At 55.5% G+C, this 19,622-nt stretch carries 19 protein-coding genes; 13 read left to right on the plus strand and 6 right to left on the minus strand.

All coding sequences use genetic code 11. The annotated features are described in order from the left end of the window. Window positions 1-86: 86 nt before the first annotated feature. Both moeB and moeA read right to left on the minus strand, forming a co-directional pair. A complete protein-coding gene (moeB, locus tag BFV64_RS06840) occupies window positions 87-839 on the minus strand; it encodes a molybdopterin-synthase adenylyltransferase MoeB (RefSeq protein ID WP_069601845.1) in 753 nt (250 codons plus the stop codon). 1 nt (window position 840) lies between these two features. Next, window positions 841-2,073, minus strand: coding sequence for a molybdopterin molybdotransferase MoeA (gene moeA / locus BFV64_RS06845; protein ID WP_069601846.1), 1,233 nt, complete (start codon window positions 2,071-2,073; stop codon window positions 841-843). A gap of 188 nt (window positions 2,074-2,261) precedes the next feature. On the opposite strand from moeA, the gene iaaA reads away from it, so the two are divergent. Genes iaaA through gsiD form a run of 5 tightly spaced genes read left to right on the plus strand, consistent with a single transcriptional unit; the run spans window position 2,262 to window position 8,484 of the window. Then, window positions 2,262-3,200 carry a beta-aspartyl-peptidase gene (gene iaaA, locus BFV64_RS06850; protein WP_032637926.1) on the plus strand — a complete coding sequence of 313 codons (939 nt, stop codon included), beginning with the start codon at window positions 2,262-2,264 and terminating at the stop codon, window positions 3,198-3,200. 11 nt (window positions 3,201-3,211) lie between these two features. After that, a complete protein-coding gene (gene gsiA, locus BFV64_RS06855) occupies window positions 3,212-5,083 on the plus strand; it encodes a glutathione ABC transporter ATP-binding protein GsiA (protein ID WP_023338180.1) in 1,872 nt (623 codons plus the stop codon). Between the two features lie 23 nt (window positions 5,084-5,106). Then, window positions 5,107-6,645 carry a glutathione ABC transporter substrate-binding protein GsiB gene (gene gsiB / locus BFV64_RS06860; RefSeq protein WP_023332485.1) on the plus strand — a complete coding sequence of 513 codons (1,539 nt, stop codon included), beginning with the start codon at window positions 5,107-5,109 and terminating at the stop codon, window positions 6,643-6,645. Between the two features lie 5 nt (window positions 6,646-6,650). After that, on the plus strand, window positions 6,651-7,571 hold the full coding sequence (gene gsiC / locus BFV64_RS06865; RefSeq protein WP_014883134.1) for a glutathione ABC transporter permease GsiC: 921 nt from the start codon (window positions 6,651-6,653) through the stop codon (window positions 7,569-7,571). 1 nt (window position 7,572) lies between these two features. Beyond that, a complete protein-coding gene (gene gsiD / locus BFV64_RS06870) occupies window positions 7,573-8,484 on the plus strand; it encodes a glutathione ABC transporter permease GsiD (protein WP_014883135.1) in 912 nt (303 codons plus the stop codon). 63 nt (window positions 8,485-8,547) lie between these two features. Here gsiD and rimO read toward each other — a convergent pair whose 3' ends face one another. Next, complete coding sequence (gene rimO, locus BFV64_RS06875) at window positions 8,548-9,873, minus strand: 30S ribosomal protein S12 methylthiotransferase RimO (protein WP_045134211.1); 1,326 nt, start codon at window positions 9,871-9,873, stop codon at window positions 8,548-8,550. 411 nt (window positions 9,874-10,284) lie between these two features. Between rimO and BFV64_RS06880 the strand changes: the two genes are divergently transcribed. The 7 genes from BFV64_RS06880 (at window position 10,285) to BFV64_RS06910 (ending at window position 16,043) form a co-directional block, all read left to right on the plus strand. After that, on the plus strand, window positions 10,285-11,964 hold the full coding sequence (locus BFV64_RS06880) for an S-type pyocin domain-containing protein (protein WP_045134210.1): 1,680 nt from the start codon (window positions 10,285-10,287) through the stop codon (window positions 11,962-11,964). Continuing rightward, window positions 11,964-12,431, plus strand: coding sequence for a DUF6392 family protein (locus tag BFV64_RS06885; RefSeq protein WP_023332490.1), 468 nt, complete (start codon window positions 11,964-11,966; stop codon window positions 12,429-12,431). Before BFV64_RS06880 ends, BFV64_RS06885 begins: the two co-directional genes overlap by 1 nt. A gap of 207 nt (window positions 12,432-12,638) precedes the next feature. Continuing rightward, window positions 12,639-13,538, plus strand: a complete 900-nt coding sequence (locus BFV64_RS06890) for an S-type pyocin domain-containing protein (RefSeq protein WP_052687573.1) — start codon at window positions 12,639-12,641, stop codon at window positions 13,536-13,538. Next, entirely contained in the window at window positions 13,538-13,792 is a 255-nt protein-coding gene (locus BFV64_RS06895; RefSeq protein ID WP_023332492.1) for a DUF7683 domain-containing protein, read from the plus strand. The genes BFV64_RS06890 and BFV64_RS06895 overlap by 1 nt, the downstream gene beginning before the upstream one ends. An 89-nt stretch (window positions 13,793-13,881) precedes the next feature. After that, on the plus strand, window positions 13,882-13,998 hold the full coding sequence (locus BFV64_RS26105) for a bacteriocin immunity protein (RefSeq protein WP_369796275.1): 117 nt from the start codon (window positions 13,882-13,884) through the stop codon (window positions 13,996-13,998). A gap of 436 nt (window positions 13,999-14,434) precedes the next feature. Beyond that, complete coding sequence (gene bssR / locus BFV64_RS06905; protein ID WP_023332493.1) at window positions 14,435-14,818, plus strand: biofilm formation regulator BssR; 384 nt, start codon at window positions 14,435-14,437, stop codon at window positions 14,816-14,818. Between the two features lie 106 nt (window positions 14,819-14,924). After that, a complete protein-coding gene (locus BFV64_RS06910; RefSeq protein ID WP_023332494.1) occupies window positions 14,925-16,043 on the plus strand; it encodes a PQQ-dependent sugar dehydrogenase in 1,119 nt (372 codons plus the stop codon). Here the strand turns inward: BFV64_RS06910 and BFV64_RS06915 are convergent, their stop codons facing one another. Then, entirely contained in the window at window positions 16,044-16,670 is a 627-nt protein-coding gene (locus tag BFV64_RS06915; protein ID WP_023332495.1) for a glutathione S-transferase family protein, read from the minus strand. Between the two features lie 242 nt (window positions 16,671-16,912). Between BFV64_RS06915 and dacC the strand changes: the two genes are divergently transcribed. After that, on the plus strand, window positions 16,913-18,118 hold the full coding sequence (gene dacC, locus BFV64_RS06920) for a serine-type D-Ala-D-Ala carboxypeptidase (protein ID WP_014883140.1): 1,206 nt from the start codon (window positions 16,913-16,915) through the stop codon (window positions 18,116-18,118). Between the two features lie 67 nt (window positions 18,119-18,185). Here dacC and deoR read toward each other — a convergent pair whose 3' ends face one another. Both deoR and ybjG read right to left on the minus strand, forming a co-directional pair. Continuing rightward, window positions 18,186-18,944, minus strand: a complete 759-nt coding sequence (deoR, locus tag BFV64_RS06925; protein WP_023332496.1) for a DNA-binding transcriptional repressor DeoR — start codon at window positions 18,942-18,944, stop codon at window positions 18,186-18,188. A gap of 67 nt (window positions 18,945-19,011) precedes the next feature. After that, the gene (gene ybjG / locus BFV64_RS06930; RefSeq protein ID WP_023332497.1) at window positions 19,012-19,620 is read right to left on the minus strand and encodes an undecaprenyl-diphosphate phosphatase; all 609 of its coding nucleotides are present in this window, start codon (window positions 19,618-19,620) and stop codon (window positions 19,012-19,014) included. Window positions 19,621-19,622: the final 2 nt, after the last annotated feature.

Raw genomic sequence — 19,622 nt, forward strand, 5'->3', positions numbered from 1 at the left:
GTGCGGCCTGATGCCCTCACCCCAACCCTCTCCCACAGGGAGAGGGAGCAAACACTAAAACGGCAACCTGAAGGTTGCCGTTTGCTTTAACCTCCACAAACCTCACATCCCGGATTACGCATCAGCTTCATCTCGCGGAACTGGCAGGTCATCGCGTCATACATCACGATTTTTCCTGCGGCAGGCGTACCGTAATGTGCCAGCACTTTAATCGCTTCCATCGCCTGCAGCGACCCAATCACGCCGACGAGCGGCGCCATCACGCCCGCCTCAACGCAGGTTAGCGCATTCTCACCAAACAGACGGCTCAGGCAGCGGTAGCAGGGGGCCCCCTCCGCATAGGTGAAGACGCTGATCTGCCCTTCCATGCGGATCGCCGCGCCGGAGACCAGCGGGGTTGTGTGGGCAAAACAGCCTGCATTAAGCTGGTTACGAACGGCGACGTTATCGGTGCAGTCGAGCACCAGATCGTGCTGCGCAATCTGCGCAAATAACGCCTCGTCATCCAGCATCGCGTCAAGCAGGGTGAACTGAACGTTGGGGTTGATGCGCGCCAGGGCAGCCCGGGCGGATTCCACTTTTGGCTCGCCAATGGTCGCGTCGCTGTGCAGCGTCTGGCGCTGGAGATTAGACACCGATACGGTATCAAAATCCAGCAGCGTCATCCTGCCCACGCCCGCCGCGGCCAGGTATTGCGCGGCGGCGCAGCCGAGCCCGCCGAGGCCAACAACCAGCACGCTGGCCGCCTTGAGTGCTTCCTGTCCCTCGAAATCAAATCCGCGCAGGACAATCTGGCGGTTGTAGCGCATCATCTCCTGGTCGCTCAGTTCCACCGTCATGTCAGCCTCCGAACAGGTGGTTGAAGCGCTCTACCTCAACCCATTCACCCGCTTCCACGTTGCCGCGCTCGCGCTCCAGCACGATAAAGCAGTTGCCCAGGCTGAAGGAGCTGAAAATGTGCGAACCCTGGTGCCCGGTCGTGCTGACTTCCAACTCACCGTGCGCGTTATGCGCCAGAATGCCGCGCTGGAAATCAAGCCGACCCGGCGATTTTTTCAGGCGCGTCGCGGCGCGCACGCGCAGGCGTTCCGGCAGCGGGCTGGCGGCGTTGCCGGAAAGCTTCGCCAGCAGCGGGATCACCAGCTGGTAAAAGGTGAGTGCCGCTGAGACCGGGTTACCCGGCAGACCGCAGAACCAGCTGTGCGGAAGCTTGCCAAACGCGAACGGTTTGCCCGGTTTGATTGCCAGCTTCCAGAAGGCGATTTCGCCCAGCTCTTCAAGAAGGGTTTTGGTGTAATCCGCTTCCCCCACGGAGACGCCGCCGGAGCTGATGACCACATCTGCGGATTTATCCGCCTCAATAAATGCCGCGCGCAGTTTTTCCGGATCGTCAGGAATGATGCCGAGATTAATCACTTCGCAGCCCAGCTGCTCCAGCATCAGGTGGACGGCCAGCCGGTTGGTGTCGTAAATCTGACCGTCCTGCAGCGGCTGGCCCGGCAGCTGCAGCTCGTCACCGGTGGAGAACACCGCGACGCGCACTTTCCGGATAACGTCAATGTCCGCGATGCCGAGCGAGGCCAGCACCGGAAGCTCCGCCACCGTCAGCTTCTGCCCGGCGGCAAAGACCGTTGCGCCAAGGTTAATGTCCTCGCCGGTACGGCGGATGTTCTGGCCCGCTTTGACGCTGGCGGTAAAACGCACGCCGTCGTCCGTCTGTTCGGTTTCTTCCTGCATCACCACGGCATCGCAGCCTGGCGGAACCGGCGCGCCGGTCATGATGCGCACGCAGGTGCCCACAGGCCTTTCACCGCTAAACGGCTGACCGGCAAAGGCTTTACCCGCCACCGGCAGGGCGTTGCCCGTCTGGAGGTCCGCCAGGCGTACCGCGTAACCGTCCATCGCGGAATTATCGAACCCCGGCACGTTAAGCGGAGAGACGATATCGCGCGCGGCGATTCGGCCAAAACAGCGCACGAGGGGCAGCGTTTCGACGTCTTGCAGCGGGGAAAGTCGGTCAAGCATCTGCGTGAGTGCCGTCTCAAGCGGCATCAGTCCGGCGGTAAAATCCATGGTGGGCTCCTGAGGAGTAACAACGAAAGCGTCCATTATGGCAGAAAAGTGCGGCTAACTGTATGACCCGATGGGTGTACGCTTTACATCACAGTTGCGTCTTTCTATATTCAAAAATCATCTGAAGTTTCATCGACGATAATGATATTTATAGAAAAAGCCGCGAATCAGGCTAACGGGTGATGCGAATGGTTAATGCGGTAATCGCAATTCATGGTGGCGCAGGGGCAATCACCCGTGCACAGCTCAGTCCTGAGCAGGAAAAGCGTTATATTGACGCGCTGTACGCCATTGTTGAAACAGGTCAGAAAATGCTGGAAGCGGGCGAGAGCGCGCTGGATGTGGTCACCGAGGCGGTGCGTCTGCTGGAGGAGTGTCCGCTCTTTAATGCTGGCATCGGTTCAGTCTTTACCCGGGATGAAACCCACGAGCTTGATGCTTGCGTGATGGACGGCGTCACCCTGAAGGCAGGGGCCGTTGCGGGCGTGAGTCATCTGCGTAATCCGGTGCTGGCGGCGCGTCTGGTGATGGAAGAGAGCCCGCACGTTCTGCTGACGGGCGCCGGGGCGGAGAAATTTGCCCGTGAGCACGGAATGGAACCGGTATCGCCCGATCTTTTTTCCACGGAGGAGCGCTATCAGCAACTGCTGGAAGCCCGTTCAGCGGGTATGACGCAGCTTGATCATGCTGCGCCGCTGGATGAGACCACCAAAATGGGCACGGTCGGCGCGGTGGCGCTGGATAAGGCCGGCAACCTCGCGGCGGCGACCTCAACGGGCGGCATGACCAACAAGCTGCCCGGCCGCGTCGGCGACAGCCCGCTGCCGGGCGCCGGCTGCTATGCCAATAACGCCACGGCGGCGGTGTCGTGTACCGGCACCGGGGAAGTGTTTATTCGCGCCCTCGCGGCCTACGACATCACCGCGCTGATGGATTACGGCGGTTTAAGCCTGAGCGAGGCCTGCGAGCGCGTGGTGATGGAAAAATTGCCTGCTCTGGGCGGCGTTGGCGGCCTAATTGCCGTGGACCGTGAGGGCAACGTGGCCCTGCCGTTTAACAGCGAAGGGATGTATCGCGCCTGGGGTTACGCCGGTGATGAACCGAGCACGGGCATCTATCGTGAATAAGGGGGCCGCGCGTGCCGCACAGTGAAGAGCTGGACAACGGCGAAGTACTGGCTGTCCATCAGCTGAATATTGCGTTTCAGGAAGAGCGGCAGTTCATCCCCGCAGTAGAAAATTTATCGTTCTCGCTCAGACGCGGCGAGACGCTGGCAATTGTTGGCGAATCCGGTTCCGGTAAATCGGTCACCGCGCTGGCGCTGATGCGTCTGCTGGAACAGACGGGCGGGCAAATCAGCAGCGAGAAGATGCTCCTGCGCCGCCGTAATCGTCAGGTCATTGATTTAAACGAGCTGAGCGGCGCGCAGATGCAGGGCGTGCGCGGGGCAGATATTGCGATGATCTTTCAGGAGCCGATGACTTCGCTTAACCCGGTTTTCCCGGTAGGGGAACAGATTGCCGAGTCCATCCGGCTGCATCAGGGGCTAAGCGGCGATGAGGCGCTCAACGAAGCCAGAAGGATGCTGGAGCTGGTGCGCATTCCCGAGGCGCAGGCCATTCTGGGACGTTACCCGCATCAGCTTTCCGGCGGTATGCGCCAGCGGGTGATGATTGCCATGGCGCTCTCCTGCCGTCCGGCGGTACTGATTGCGGATGAACCGACAACGGCGCTGGACGTGACGATTCAGGCGCAGATCCTGCAGCTTATCAAAGTGCTGCAGCAAGAGATGGAGATGGGGGTAATATTTATCACCCACGATATGGGCGTGGTGGCTGACATCGCCGACCGGGTGCTGGTGATGCACAAGGGCAATGCGGTGGAAACCGGCACGGTCGAACAGATTTTTCATGCCCCTGTGCATCCTTATACTAAAGCGCTGCTGGCGGCGGTGCCGCGTCTTGGCGCGATGAACGGCAGCGACCTGCCGCGTCGTTTTCCGCTGATTTCCCTTGAAGCGACAGGGCAGCAGGAGGATGAACGCGAGCAGGATACCGTGGTGCCGGGCAAACCCATTCTTGAAGTGCGCGACCTGGTGACCCGTTTTCCGCTGCGCAGCGGGATTTTCAATCGCCTGAAGCGCGAAGTCCACGCGGTCGAAAACGTCAGTTTCGATTTATGGCCGGGCGAAACGCTGGCGCTGGTGGGGGAGTCCGGCTGCGGGAAATCCACCACCGGACGCGCACTGCTTCGGCTGGTGGAGACGCAGGAAGGGACAATCACCTTTAACGGCGAACGAATCGATACCCTGCCAGACAACAAATTACAGGCGGTACGCCGGGATATTCAGTTTATTTTCCAGGATCCGTATGCCTCCCTCGATCCGCGCCATACGGTGGGGTACTCCATTATGGAGCCGCTGCGGGTGCATAATCTGCTCGACGGCGAAGCAGCGCAGCGCCGCGTGGCCTGGCTGCTGGAGCGCGTCGGCCTCAAGCCGGAACATGCCTGGCGTTATCCGCACGAGTTTTCCGGCGGGCAGCGGCAGCGTATCTGCATTGCCCGTGCGCTGGCGCTGAACCCGAAAGTGGTGATTGCGGATGAATCCGTTTCGGCGCTGGATGTCTCAATCCGGGCGCAAATCATCAACTTATTGCTCGATTTACAGCGGGATATGGGCATCGCTTTCCTGTTTATCTCGCACGATATGGCGGTGGTCGAGCGCATCAGCCATCGCGTGGCGGTGATGTTCATGGGGCAAATCGTGGAGATAGGTCCGCGAAGGGCAGTGTTTGAGAACCCGCAACATCCTTACACTCGCAAGCTTATCGCGGCGGTACCGGTTGCTGACCCCGCGCATCGTCACGGCCAGCGCGTGCTGCTGCAGGATGAAATGCCGAGCAATATTCGCAAACGCGGCGAGGCCGTGGAGCGCGTGACGCTGCGCGAAGTCGGGCCGGGTCATTTCGTCGCTCCCCCGCGTCAGGACAATGCGTTTTCGCGGTTATAACTTACAACAGGCAGGAGAACACAATGGTTACTTTTGTAGCGCGTAGATGGTTGTTAGCCGCGAGCGTGACGGCAGCCCTGGCCGCTGCCCCCGCGTTCGCTGCCAAAGATGTGGTGGTTGCTGTCGGCTCCAACTTCACCACGCTGGATCCGTATGACGCCAACGATACGCTTTCCCAGGCGGTGGCGAAATCGTTCTATCAGGGGCTGTTCGGCCTGGATAACGAGATGAAGCTCAAAAATGTTCTGGCGCAGGGGTATACCGTCTCCGACGACGGTCTGGTCTATACTATCAAGCTTCGTTCCGGCGTGAAGTTCCAGGACGGTACCGATTTCAATGCGGAGGCGGTAAAGGTCAACCTTGACCGTGCCAGCAACCCGGAAAACAGCCTGAAGCGCTATAACCTTTATAAAAACATCGCCAGCACCGAGGCGGTGGATCCGACGACGGTCAAAATCACGCTGAAAGCGCCATTCTCGGCGTTTATCAATATACTGGCGCACCCGGCAACGGCGATGATCTCGCCTGCCGCGTTGAAAAAGTACGGCAAGGAGATTGGCTTCCACCCGGTCGGTACCGGCCCGTACGAGCTGCTCACCTGGAACCAGACCGATTTTGTGAAGGTGAAGAAATTCCCAGGGTACTGGCAGAAAGGGCTGCCGAAGCTGGACACCATCACCTGGCGTCCGGTGGTGGATAACAATACCCGCGCAGCGATGCTGCAAACGGGTGAGGCGCAGTTTGCTTTCCCCATCCCGTATGAGCAGGCCGCTATTCTGCAGAAAAACAGCAAGCTGGAGCTGGTGGCCAGTCCGTCAATCATGCAGCGCTATATCAGCATGAACGTCACGCAGAAGCCGTTTGATAACCCAAAGGTACGTGAAGCGATCAACTATGCGATTAACCGTCAGGCGCTGGTGAAGGTCGCTTTTGCGGGCTATGCCACCCCGGCGACCGGCGTGCTGCCTCCGGCTATTGCCTATGCGCAAAGCTATCAGCCGTGGCCGTACGATCCGGCTAAAGCGCGCGAGCTGCTCAAAGAGGCGGGCTTCCCGAACGGTTTCAGCACCACGCTGTGGTCGTCGCATAATCACAGTACCGCCCAGAAGGTGCTGCAGTTCACCCAGCAGCAGCTGGCGCAGGTGGGCATCAAGGTGCAGGTCACCGCGATGGATGCCGGTCAGCGGGCCGCGGAGGTCGAGGGGAAAGGGCAGAAAGAGAGCGGCGTGCGGATGTTCTATACCGGTTGGTCGGCGTCGACCGGTGAAGCCGACTGGGCGCTTGCACCGCTGTTTGCTTCGCAAAACTGGCCGCCAACCCTGTTTAACACCGCGTTTTACAGCAATCCGCAGGTGGACAACGATCTGGCCGATGCCCTGAAAACCACTAAACCGGAAGAGAAAGCGCGCCTTTACAAAGACGCCCAGGACCTTATCTGGAAAGAGTCGCCGTGGGTACCGCTGGTGGTGGAGAAACTGGTTTCAGCCCATAACAGAGCGCTGACCGGATTCTACATCATGCCGGATACGGGCTTTAGCTTTGACGATGCGGATTTAAAATAACACTCATGCTGAATTATGTTTGTAAACGCTTGCTTGGGCTTATCCCGACGCTGCTGATTGTGGCGATACTGGTATTTTTGTTTGTGCATATGCTGCCGGGCGATCCGGCGCGTCTGGTTGCCGGGCCGGAAGCAGATGCCGCCGTCATTGAGCTGGTGCGCAAGCAACTGGGCCTCGATCAGCCACTGTATATGCAGTTTCTTCATTACATTTGCAACGTTCTGCAGGGCGATTTTGGCATCTCGATGGTGTCGCGTCGTCCGGTAGCGGAGGAAATCGCCAGCCGCTTTATGCCCACGTTCTGGCTAACGATTGCCAGTATGAGCTGGGCAGTGGTGTTTGGGCTGGGCGCCGGGATTGTTGCGGCGGTCTGGCGCAACCGCTGGCCAGATAAGCTTGGTATGGCGCTGGCGGTCACCGGTATCTCTTTTCCGGCGTTCGCGCTGGGGATGCTGCTGATGCAAATCTTCTCCGTTGAGCTGGGCTGGCTGCCGACCGTTGGGGCCGATACCTGGAAGCATTACATTCTGCCCTCTATGACGCTGGGGGCTGCCGTCTCGGCGGTAATGGCCCGCTTTACCCGCGCCTCCTTCGTTGACGTGCTGAGTGAAGATTATATACGCACCGCGCGGGCGAAAGGGGTCAGCGAGAAGTGGGTCATTCTTAAGCACGGGTTTCGTAATGCGATGATCCCGGTGGTGACGATGATGGGGCTGCAGTTTGGCTTTCTGCTGGGCGGCTCTATCGTCGTGGAAAAGGTCTTCAACTGGCCGGGGCTGGGGCGTCTGCTGGTCGATTCGGTCGAGATGCGCGACTACCCGGTAATTCAGGCGGAAGTCCTGCTTTTCTCCCTGGAGTTTATTCTTATCAATTTAGTGGTGGATGTGCTCTACGCCGCCATTAACCCGGCCATCAGGTATAAGTAAAATGCGATTGTTGAACTGGCGACGTCAGGCCGTTTTAAACGCTATGCCGGGGCTGAAACCGGAGCATATCCGCACGCCGTGGTCGGAATTCTGGCGGCGTTTTCGCCGTCAGCCGGTCGCCATGACGGCGGGGCTGTTTGTGCTGCTGCTGATTGCGGTGGCCATCGTTGCACCCTGGGTGGCGCCGTTTGATGCGGAAAACTATTTTGACTACGACCGCCTGAACGATGGGCCGTCCATGCTCCACTGGTTCGGCGTGGATTCCCTTGGGCGCGATATCTTCAGCCGCGTGCTGGTGGGGGCGCAAATCTCGCTTGCCGCCGGGGTGTTTGCGGTACTGATCGGCGCGGCAATCGGTACCGTGCTGGGTCTCGTCGCCGGATATTACGAAGGCTGGTGGGACCGCATCATCATGCGAATCTGTGACGTGCTGTTTGCCTTCCCGGGTATTCTGCTGGCCATTGCCGTGGTGGCCATTATGGGCAGCGGCATGGCGAACGTGATTATTGCCGTTGCGGTATTTTCGATTCCCGCCTTTGCCCGCCTTGTGCGCGGCAACACGCTGGTGCTTAAACAGCAGACGTTTATCGAGTCCGCCCGCAGCATGGGGGCCAGCGATGCCACCATTCTGTTCAGCCATATTCTGCCGGGAACGGTGTCGTCTATTGTGGTCTATTTCACCATGCGCATCGGCGTGTCGATTATTTCTGCGGCCAGCCTGTCGTTTCTGGGGTTAGGCGCACAGCCACCGACGCCGGAGTGGGGCGCGATGCTGAACGAGGCGAGGGCAGATATGGTGATTGCCCCGCACGTGGCGATCTTCCCGAGTCTGGCGATTTTCCTGACCGTGCTGGCGTTTAACCTGCTGGGGGATGGGCTGCGCGACGCGCTGGATCCGAGGATTAAGGGGTAGGGCAGTGGAATGTGCCGGGTGGCGGCTACGCCTTACCCGGCCTGGAAATGAGGTGCAGTGCGATTAAACCCGGCTACCCCAGAGGTCATATTCGTCCGCGTTTTCAACCTTCACGCGAATAATATCACCCGGCTTAACGCGAGTTTCGCCGTTCAGGTACACCGCGCCGTCGATTTCAGGGGCATCCGCCATGCTGCGGCCAATTGCGCCTTCTTCGTCCACTTCGTCAATGATAACCATGATCTCACGGCCCACTTTCTCCTGCAGACGTTCAGCAGAGATCTGCTGTTGCAGCTGCATAAAGCGGTTCCAGCGCTCTTCTTTCACCTCTTCGGGCACCTGATCCGCCAGTTCGTTGGCGGTTGCGCCTTCAACCGGGCTGTACTTGAAGCAGCCTACGCGGTCCAGACGCGCTTCTTTCAGGAAATCGAGCAGCATCTGGAAATCTTCTTCGGTTTCACCCGGGAAGCCGACGATGAAGGTTGAGCGCAGGGTCAGATCCGGGCAGATTTCGCGCCACTGTTTAATGCGTGCCAGCTGACGGTCAACGGAGCCAGGACGTTTCATCAGCTTCAGGATACGCGGACTGGCGTGCTGCAGCGGGATGTCCAGATACGGCAGGATTTTGCCTTCCGCCATCAACGGAATGACGTCGTCAACGTGCGGATATGGGTAGACGTAATGCAGACGCGTCCAGATCCCCAGCTTCGCGAGCTGCTCGCACAGGCCCACCATGCTGGTTTTCACCGGCTCGCCGTTGTGGAAACCGGAACGGTGCTTCACGTCTACGCCGTAAGCAGAGGTATCCTGGGAAATCACCAGCAGTTCTTTCACGCCAGCATCGGCCAGACGTTTAGCTTCCGCCAGCACGTCGCCAATCGGACGGCTCACCAGATCGCCACGCATGGACGGGATGATGCAGAAGGTGCAGCGATGGTTGCAGCCTTCGGAAATTTTCAGGTAAGCGTAGTGACGCGGCGTCAGCTTCACGCCCTGTTCCGGCACCAGGCTCAGGAACGGATTGTGCTTTGGTTTTGGCACGTAGTGATGAACATGTTCCAGCACCTGCTCGTAACTGTGCGGGCCGGTGATCTCCAGCACCTTCGGATGCACTTCGCGGATCTGGTCCTCTTTCGCGCCCAGACAGCCGGTCACAATGACTTTGCCGTTTTCCGTCAGGGCTTCACCGATGGCTTCCAGGGACTCCTGAACCGCGCTGTCGATAAACCCGCAGGTGTTCACAATCACCATATCGGCGTTGTCGTAGCTTGGCACCACGTCATAGCCTTCGGTACGAAGTTCGGTAAGGATGCGTTCGGAATCCACCAGGTTTTTCGGGCAGCCGAGGGAGACGAAGCCGATTTTCGGCGGGTGCGTAACATTGCTCATAGGTTAAAAATTGTTCGATTTTTGGAATGGTCAGGCAGGGATTCTACAGAGGTTGGGGGGAAATTTGTACTGAAGAATTGCGGTTAGCGCGGCTTTTTGGTCCTAACCGATTTTTCTGGTTATTACTGTTACAAATCAACCGAGTGGATTCAGGTCAGAATGTACGTGTAGTTGAGCCGGATTACTATTGGCTACTGGAGCGAGGCAGCATGTTCCTACTTGTGTATAGGGTACTTGAACGTTCTTAATAACTGTCTGTATTTGCAATAAGGCCGCGAAAGCGACCTTTTTTTGCTGGTTGCCCGGAATGCGTTCCCTTGCAAGGCGTGGAGATCTTGCATCCTGATTGATTTAAGTTAAGTCACTTTTTGGATATTATGCTTTCTATATCAGTATGATTCATGAGGGATTATGACCAGAGCACTGGTAAGGCTTGGAGACAAGACTACGAGCGGCGGGGAGGTGATTTCAGCTTCATCGACGATTATCGAAGAAAGAAATATTGCCCTGAATGGCGATATGGCATGGTGCCCACTAGAAACCTGCAACGGGCCATTTCAGATCAATGGGACCGCGTACCACTTTGCGGAAGACAAAGCCTGTGTAGCCACTGGCGATCGGGTACTTTGTAACTGTAAAAACAATCAGGTGCTGGGTAGCACAACACTTTGGGTGGAAGACAGCCCCGGCGACCATTTCGAAGAGCACCGTAAACGGGCTGCGGAATGGCCCATTACCAAAATGGCAGCTGCGGCAGCAGCAATTACCGCTATCCCTGTATTTGCTAAATCAGTACTTCGCGGTACTGGCAATACTGATGCAAGAATAGCGGAAGAACCACAAGCCAACATTGGCGAAATGAGTTTCTATCAGTCCAGACCATCGCAGCCAGCCCCCGAGCCAGAACAGCACGCACAGGCCGCAAAGAAGAAAACTCCACCGCCGCCAGAGCCACCGAAGAAAAAATCACTGTTTGATAAAGTGACAGGTTTCTTTTTTGGTGAAGCGGAAGCAATGCCACTTCCCCCGCCTCCGGTTGTTATGGGCGGTTCAGCACAAGCAGGAATGGCAGCAGCAGCGGGAGGGGCTACAGCAAAAGCGAATCAGGACGCAGCGAAAGCCCTTACGCATACGATGAAACACCTTTCCGGCCCTGAAGTCTGGAGCGGTTCGCTTGCGATGAATTTGCCGTTTGTTGTTATGGGGGCGATCGTCCAGTCAAAACTCAAGGGTGAAAAGAGCGATCTGCTAACGCCTGAAAAGTTATTGGAAGTCGCACACAGAAAGGGAACCGTACTAACACGTGTACGCTACAACTGGATCACTGACGATGAAACCGGGCGATTAAAAGCCGTTGGCTATCATACCAGTACTGAAAGTGGGCGTGATCAGGTTCGTGTCCGGATGCTCGAAAAGCAGATGGATGGTAGCTATGAATTTTGGGGTGACGAGCGAATCGATAAGCCTCTGATCACATGGACACCAGCGAGTACGCCGGGATCGCAAGATAGCTGGAATACTGGGAACAACAGCCCGCAAGCGGGTACTGTAACGATTCCGGGGCTTGAACATCCCGAAATTCAGGGCGTAACTATCACCACAACACCAGTACCGGAAGAGAAGGATTTTCGGGATTACATTCTGGTGTTTCCGGGGAACATACACCCGCCGATCTACATCTACCTCAGCAAGCCCCCAGTTGAACTACTGGAAGTTGAATTGTACAAGGATTTCACAGGGCGTTCTCGACAAGGCAAGTATGAGGCTGATCATATGCCGTCAAGAGCCGCAGTTGAACAATTCTTAATGGATGAGTATCCTGGACTTGATCAAAAACTGATCAGGAAAATGGCAGATCGGGTAGCTGCAATTGTTGTGCCAAAAGAAGTTCACCAGAAAATCAGTCAAACTTACGGTGGACGTAACAAACCAGAGCAAATTGCAAGGGATGCGAAGAATTTGAGGAGTGCCTTGGATCGGAATTTTGATGCAATAAAACCGGCCCTTAAAGATTATGGGGCTACTGAAGAACAAGTTGAATCCGCCAGAGCTAAAATGCACAAGCTGAATACAGAGCAAGGATTGTACTAATGACAGTAAATGTTACAGCATTGATCCGTAGTTTAGGTAAATCTTATAAAGATTTGGTTGATTCTGGATTGATAACCTATAAAAGCGATCCCAAAGGAGCATCAGGTTCACCAACAATTAGCCTTGATATGGCGAAAGAGGGCGTGTTTTTAGCGTTCAAACGTGATGGTCGTTTACTTAAAGAAATTACATTAAGCATACAACATGATACTTTGAGTGATTGGACATTCCCTAACGAGTTACCAACGCCTCTTAAGAAAAGCATGTCTCGCAATTGGATTCATGAAAACTTTGGTGAACCAGAAAACAGCATTCCGCCGAGAGTAATCATGAAGCAGGAAATCGGCAGGATTGAGCGATTCACTGTTGAAGATTTCCACATCCCAATCACAATGCAAATCCGCTATGACATGGCAGATATGGTTGTTGCTGTTACTTTCTTGCCAACCTCGGAACTTCGTTGGTGATCTACCGTACGCGGCCTTATGTAGGCCGCTTTTTCGTCCTCGCTAAAAGTACTCACCTTAAGATCACAAAATAATCAAATCCTAGGCATCCCGATTTTTGACAAAAAATTAAAGGGATCGTTTACTGAGATAAAAGTACAGTCAGTTTTTTTCTGCACGATTTGAAATCTCGTTCGTATAATCAGATTCAACCCTGCCCCCGCAGGGATGGCAACAGCAAGGGCCGCGACTACAGCAGGGATCGCCAATGATGCAGCAATTGAGGCCGGATACGCAGCAGTGCAGAAAATTGGAGGAAATCTTTCGACGGCTGGTCGCTGGATAGCCCCGAGTCCTCCAACCGTTTTTCTGTTTGGCATGTTCTACTCGCCAAAGCTCAACAGTGGCGAACAGGACAACATTAATAAAATGCGCCTTGAGCAGGCCGCACGGAATAAAGAAGATGTTCCGACCCGTGTTCGCTTTCGCTGGGAGGCTGACCAGTTCGGCATTATGAGGCCGAAAGGCTTCCATGTCAGCGCCGGAGGCGGACAGGACCGAGTGCCAGTGCGCATGCTTCAGAAGAACACCACCACCGGGAACTATGAGTTCTGGGAGGATGGCGCAGATAAGCCGATAGTCGTTTGGACTCCTGACTATCCGGGATATTCTTCCCCGACCAATACCGGCAGCCAGGACAACGTCTATATTCCTCCGAATGTACTGGTTTACCCGGAAAGTGAAATCAACAGCCTGTGGTCAACAGTTACCCCAGCACCGGGAGAACGTTCATTCCGGGATTATATTCTGGTGCATCCAGCAGGGACCTTCGATCCGATTTATGTCTATCTGAATGCGGATCACAAATACCACACTGCACCAAAAGGGACCCCTCCATTACCAGCATTCCCTGATGCGAAAAGAGCACCACGTAAGACAGCTATTCAAGGTGGCGGACAACTTCGGGCAAGATGGAAAGATGCCAAAGGTAAAATTTATGAATGGGATTCTCAACATGGCACAGTCGAAGTTTATGACCGTTCGGGCCGCAACCATTTAGGAGAGTTCAATCACATAACAGGTGAGCAAACCAAGCCAGCAGATCCAACCAGAAAGGTAGAAAAGTGATGGTAATCTATTCTGTGGAAGTCTTTGATAAACAAAGCGAAGAATTGGTTTTAGAGGTTGAGATCCCTAAGAGCAAACTGAAAGGAGTTGCTGCTATTATGGGGTGGGGGTCGGATGACGAAGAGGCATTTGTCAAAGGCATCGCAGGGTTCAATGTTAGCCAAACACAGGCATTGGATTTAGAAAATTTACTCGGCGAAAAATTCTATTCTAAAGACGTTATCGTGCAAATCGCTGGCGGAGAAATATCTTGAAGCGGTCATTTCGTGGCTACACAGAAAGTGAATTCTTGGAGTTTGTTCGTTCAGTCTAAAATGTTGCGGATACTTCAAAATGTGAAGATATCAAAAACATACTGGAGTTTAAGCGCCTGACCCAACATCCTGACGGCTCTGACATCATTTTTTATCCCCGAGATGACCGCGAAGATAGTCCTAAAGGAGTTGTTCAAGAGGTCTAAGGATGACGCAAAGCCAATGTTAAACCGGGCTTTCTTGAGAAATGAGCCTTTGACACTAAGCATTAAATGTTGATTAAAAGCGCCGGGTTTTTATCACGGCGTTTTTGCGTCAGGGTCAGAACTACCGGGGTTTAGAGCCAAGGCAGCAACGTATTATTTTCGCCCTTTAGGCAGCCGAGGGAGACGAAGCCGATTTCGGCGGATGCGTAACATTGCTCATAGGTTAAAAATTCATCAATTATGGAGTTATCAGGGCGGGATTTTACAGCGTATCGCGTGGGATTTATACACTCTTTGCAAGCGGGATGTACCGGGCAGAGGTTGTAACATTGTAAATAATGTTAATCAGTTAAGAATAATTGATCTCAGGCATTAAACTGTACAATAAATGAACTTATTCTGACTGTGCAACATGGCTTACAGAGGAGGAAATAGCATGTCCGTTGACAGACTGAAACGCGATCTGCTTAACAAGCTGATCAACGCCCGAATCGACCTGGCCGCTTATCTGCAGCTCAGGAAGGCCAAAGGCTATATGTCAGTCAGCGAAAGCGAACATCTGCGTGATAATCTGTTTGAACTTTGCAATTTCATGCGTGAAAAAGCACCGATCCTGAGGGCGGAATACGATGAATGCGAGTTAATGGCGCTGCGTCGTGCCGCTGAGGTGCTCTCCATTGCTGGGGTATGTTTGATGAACGGACGCCACGACTGCCCGAATTTTATCGCTGTAAACGCGGAGAAGCTTGAAAACTGCCTGACAACGCTCTCTCTATGCATCATGTGTCTGTCCGAGCATGAGAAGCTTGAACAACACTGAGCCCGGGGGAGGCAACTCCCCCTTCTGATTAAGCTTTTGTAAAAGTGGTAACGCGCCCGGAGGTACTGGCTAATCTTTATGCCATCTGCCGAAAAAGGAGCGCGTCATGCCACGGTCCTCGTTGATTTTCCTTCCTGCGTTGTGCTTTTCCTTTTCACTTCTTGCGGCGCCAGAGGCGGTGAAGGTCGAGGTGCTGCAAAACCGACTCGATCGCCCCTGGTCGATGGCGTTCCTGCCGGACAATAAAGGGCTTCTGGTCACCCTCAAGGGCGGGCAGCTCAAACACTGGCAGGCCGGAAAAGGGCTTTCCGATCCCATTGTCGGCGTTCCGAAGGTCTGGGCGAACGGTCAGGGAGGATTGCTGGACGTGGTGCTGGCGCCGGATTTTGCAACGTCGCGCCGCGTCTGGCTGAGTTACGCCGAAGCAGGGCATGACGGCAAAGCCGGAACGACGGTGGGTTATGGCCGCTTAAGCGACGATCTTTCCCGCATCGAGGCATTCCAGGTCGTGTTTCGCCAGATGCCGAAACTCTCTACCGGTAACCATTTTGGCGGACGGCTGGTGTTTGACGGCAAAGGCTACCTCTTTATCGGACTCGGCGAGAACAACCAGCGCCCGACGGCGCAGGACCTGGACAAGCTGCAGGGGAAAGTGGTGCGCCTGACCGAGGACGGTAAAGTGCCTGCGGATAACCCCTTTGTGAACACCGCCGGCGCACGGCCGGAAATCTGGTCTTATGGCATTCGCAACCCGCAGGGAATGGCGATGAATCCGTGGAGCGACACGCTCTGGCTGAACGAACATGGCCCGCGCGGCGGGGATGAAATCAACATCCCGGAGAAAGGCAAAAATTACGGCTGGCCGCTGGCGACACACGGCATTAATTACAGTGGCCTGAAAATCCCCGAAGCCAAAGGTGAACACGTCGAGGGAACCGAGAAGCCGCTGTTTGTCTGGAAAGTCTCGCCCGCGGTCAGCGGCATGGCGTTCTACAACAGCGACGTTTTCCCGCAGTGGAAAAACAAACTGTTTATTGGGGCGCTGAAGGAGAAAGACGTTATCGTCCTGAGCGTGGACGGAAACAAGGTCACGGAGGACGGGCGCATCCTGGGCGATCGGGATCAACGTATTCGCGATGTGCGGGTGGGGCCGGACGGGTATCTGTATGTGCTCACCGATGAAACGGACGGGCAACTGCTAAAAGTCAGCCCGTCCGGTGCGTAATCAGGTGACCGGGGTCATCACGACGTTACGGTACGCCGGACGCTCGCTCAGTTGCTTGAGCCAGCGTTCAAGGTGAGGGCGCGGCGTCCAGTTCAGCCCCATATTGGTCAGGTTCCAGACAAACGGCGCCACGGCAATATCCCCCACGCCGAACGTCTCGCCGGAGAACCAGGCGTGCTTCGCCAGTTCGTCATCCATCATGGCAAACAGGTTTTCACAGGCATCCTGAGCGGCATGAATAGCGGGATAGTCGCGCTCGGCCTCGGGGGTTCTCACCAGCCCCATCAGGATCACCCGGTGAACAGGAGAGAATGTCTGGTTTGCCCAGTCCATCCACTTTTCACCCTGGGCGCGCTGCGCCGGGTTTTCAACCCACAGACGGCCAAGGCCGTACTGGGCGGCGAGGTAGCGCACAATGGTGTTAGATTCCCAAAGCGTTGCGTCGGTTTCGTCATCGCGCAGCAGCGGCACCAGGCCGTTCGGGTTCATCGCCAGATAGTCGGCCTCTCTGTTTACCCCGTATGCCATGCCAGCCATAATTTGATTAAACGGTAAATCCAGCTCTTCCAGCGTCCAGAGCACTTTCTTCACGTTGGTCGAATTGTTCCTGCCCCACAGCGTAATCATATTTACTCCTGATGAGTTGTGAATCCGGGTCACCTTTTTCGCCATGGTGAGATAAACCTAACAATTACGCAACAGAAGACAAAAAAATCGCCTGAATCAAAGCGTAAATGAATGTTATTGCATAAACTTTAATAACTTTACCCTCGCTGGGTTTCTTTCACCGTTTTAGTGCGCTATTACTCATCGCTTCTTGCGACACGGTGATGTGACGTAATTTTTGAATGGACACTCGGGTGGCATTTATGACGCGAAAAATGACTTCTCTGCGCAGCCTGGCGGCAGGCTCTGCGCTCCTTTTCCTGTTTGCACCAACTCTCTACGCAGCAGAACAGGCTGCGCCCGAAGCGCCACCGGTGGATGCGCGCGCCTGGATCCTGATGGACTATGCCAGCGGGAAAGTGCTGGCGGAAGGCAATGCCGATGAGAAACTCGATCCGGCCAGCCTGACCAAAATCATGACCAGCTATGTGGTCGGCCAGGCCTTGAAAGCCGGAAAGATCAAGCTGGACGATATGGTCACCATCGGAAAGGACGCCTGGGCGACCGGTAACCCCGCGCTGCGCGGGTCATCGGTGATGTTCCTGAAGCCAGGGGATCAGGTGTCCGTTTCCGATCTGAATAAAGGGGTAATTATTCAGTCGGGAAATGACGCGTGTATCGCGCTGGCCGATTATGTGGCCGGCAGTCAGGATTCTTTCATTGGTTTGATGAATGGCTATGCGCAGAAACTCGGCTTAACCAACACGACATTCAAAACGGTTCACGGCCTGGATGCGCCTGGACAGTTCAGTACCGCGCGCGACATGGCGCTGTTGGGGAAAGCGCTGATCCACGACGTACCGGATGAATACGCGATCCACAAAGAGAAAGAGTTTACCTTCAACAAAATTCGCCAGCCGAACCGTAACCGTCTCCTGTGGAGCAGCAACGTTAACGTGGACGGCATGAAGACCGGCACCACGGCGGGCGCGGGCTATAACCTGGTGGCCTCTGCGACGCAGGGCGACATGCGTTTGATCTCGGTTGTGCTGGGCACCAAAACCGACCGCATCCGGTTTAACGAATCAGAAAAACTGCTGACCTGGGGCTTCCGTTTCTATGAAACCGTGACGCCGATTAAACCGGATGCCACGTTCGTCAGCCAGCGCGTCTGGTTTGGGGATAAGAGTGAAGTGAATCTCGGGGCGGGAGAAGCCGGTTCCGTGACCATTCCACGCGGTCAGCTGAAAAACCTGAAGGCCAGCTTTACCCTGACCGACCCGCAGCTCACCGCGCCGTTGAAAAAAGGCCAGGTGGTCGGGACGATTGATTTCCAGTTAAACGGGAAGTCAATTGAACAGCGTCCGCTGATCGTGATGGAAGCGGTAGAAGAGGGTGGCTTCTTCAGCCGGATGTGGGATTTCGTATTGATGAAATTCCACAGCTGGTTTGGCAGCTGGTTCAGCTAATCCATCATACTTTTCTCCCTCTCCCTGTGGGAGAGGGGCGGGGTGCGGGCATCAGGCCGCACCCCTCTCAATACATCAACTTCACCTGCTGCGCCTTCGCATGGACCACAATTTCCTCATCCGGGCGGCAATCGCTGACGATGGCGTCAAACTGCGCCAGCTCGCCCATTCTTGCCGACCGCACCTTACCAAACTTACTGTGATCGACCACCAGCACATGGTATTGCGCGGCGCTTAATGCCCAGTGCTTTACCGGCAGCTCCTCCAGGTTAAAGCAGGTCGCCCCCTGACGCACATTCACGCCCGCGGCGGAATAGAACGCGATGTCCGGACATAAGTTGCTGAGCGTGTCCTGCAGGTTGAGCGGCTTAAAGATAGCGTTGCTGGCGTGAAACTCACCGCCGCAGAGGATCACCCGGCACTCGGGTTTCTCCTGCAGCGCCAGAAAGGTGTTCAGGGAGTAACACACGGCGGTAAAGGGAATACTGCTGTCGATGGCTTCGATAATCCACGGCGTGGTGGTGCCGCAGTCAAAAAACAGCGTCTGGTGCGGCTGTACCAGCGTGGCGGCCAGGCGCGCGGCTTTGCGTTTCTCTTCCACCAGACGCGTTTTCTGATCGCTTATCAGATAATGGCTGGCGCTACGCGGCTCAAGCACAATGTACCCGCCCAGCAGCACCACGGGAGCGCTGTCGCTGTTCAGATCACGACGAATGGTCATCTCTGAGACGCCGAGGAGGTTGGCGGCTTCCTTAAGATGCAGCTTATCACTACGCTTCAGCGCCTGAAGCAGCTGAGCTATGCGGTCATCGCGTCGTGTTTCCATAGTTCCTCAGGATAAAAAAAATGAGCCCCCGCAGGGCGGGGGCTCAGTGTAACCTGTCCGGTTGGGGTTAGTCACGTATCCAGCCTTTGCGGATCGGGAGGGCAAAAATGGCGCGATAAAGGGAAGAGAGCCCCCGGTAGAGCGCTTCACCGAAGAGATTCCACAGGATTGCCGCGCTCACGCAGCCAATCAGTCCTACCAGGAAACCGCCGACCATATCCAGCGGCCAGTGGACGCCAAGATACACGCGGGACCAGGCAATCGCCGCGGCTGCGACCATCAGCACCGCACCAGACCACAGGCGATGCCAGAACAGGAAAGCCAGCGCGAAGGTGAAGATAACCGTACCGTGATCGCTCGGGAAGGAGTCATCCGGCGCGTGGTGCAGGAAGGTATAACCGACATGGTCGACAAAAGGACGATCGTGCGGGAACGCATGGCCGAGAATATAACTAACCAGTACGCTGACCCCGAGCGCCATCGCGACTTTGATCACCAGCTGGCGCTGTGCCTTCACCTGGCTGCGAGGGCCCCAGAGCCAGAGGATAGCGGCCAACACAGGCACGATACTAATCAGATCTTTTGCCAGGAAGGTGGCAAAATCAATCATCCACTCTGGCGAGGCCGGTGTGGCGTTGATCTGATAAAACAGCTGATAATTCAGATTCTCTAGCATAG

This window comes from Enterobacter kobei, from assembly GCF_001729765.1.
GTDB classification, from domain to species: Bacteria; Pseudomonadota; Gammaproteobacteria; order Enterobacterales; family Enterobacteriaceae; genus Enterobacter; species Enterobacter kobei.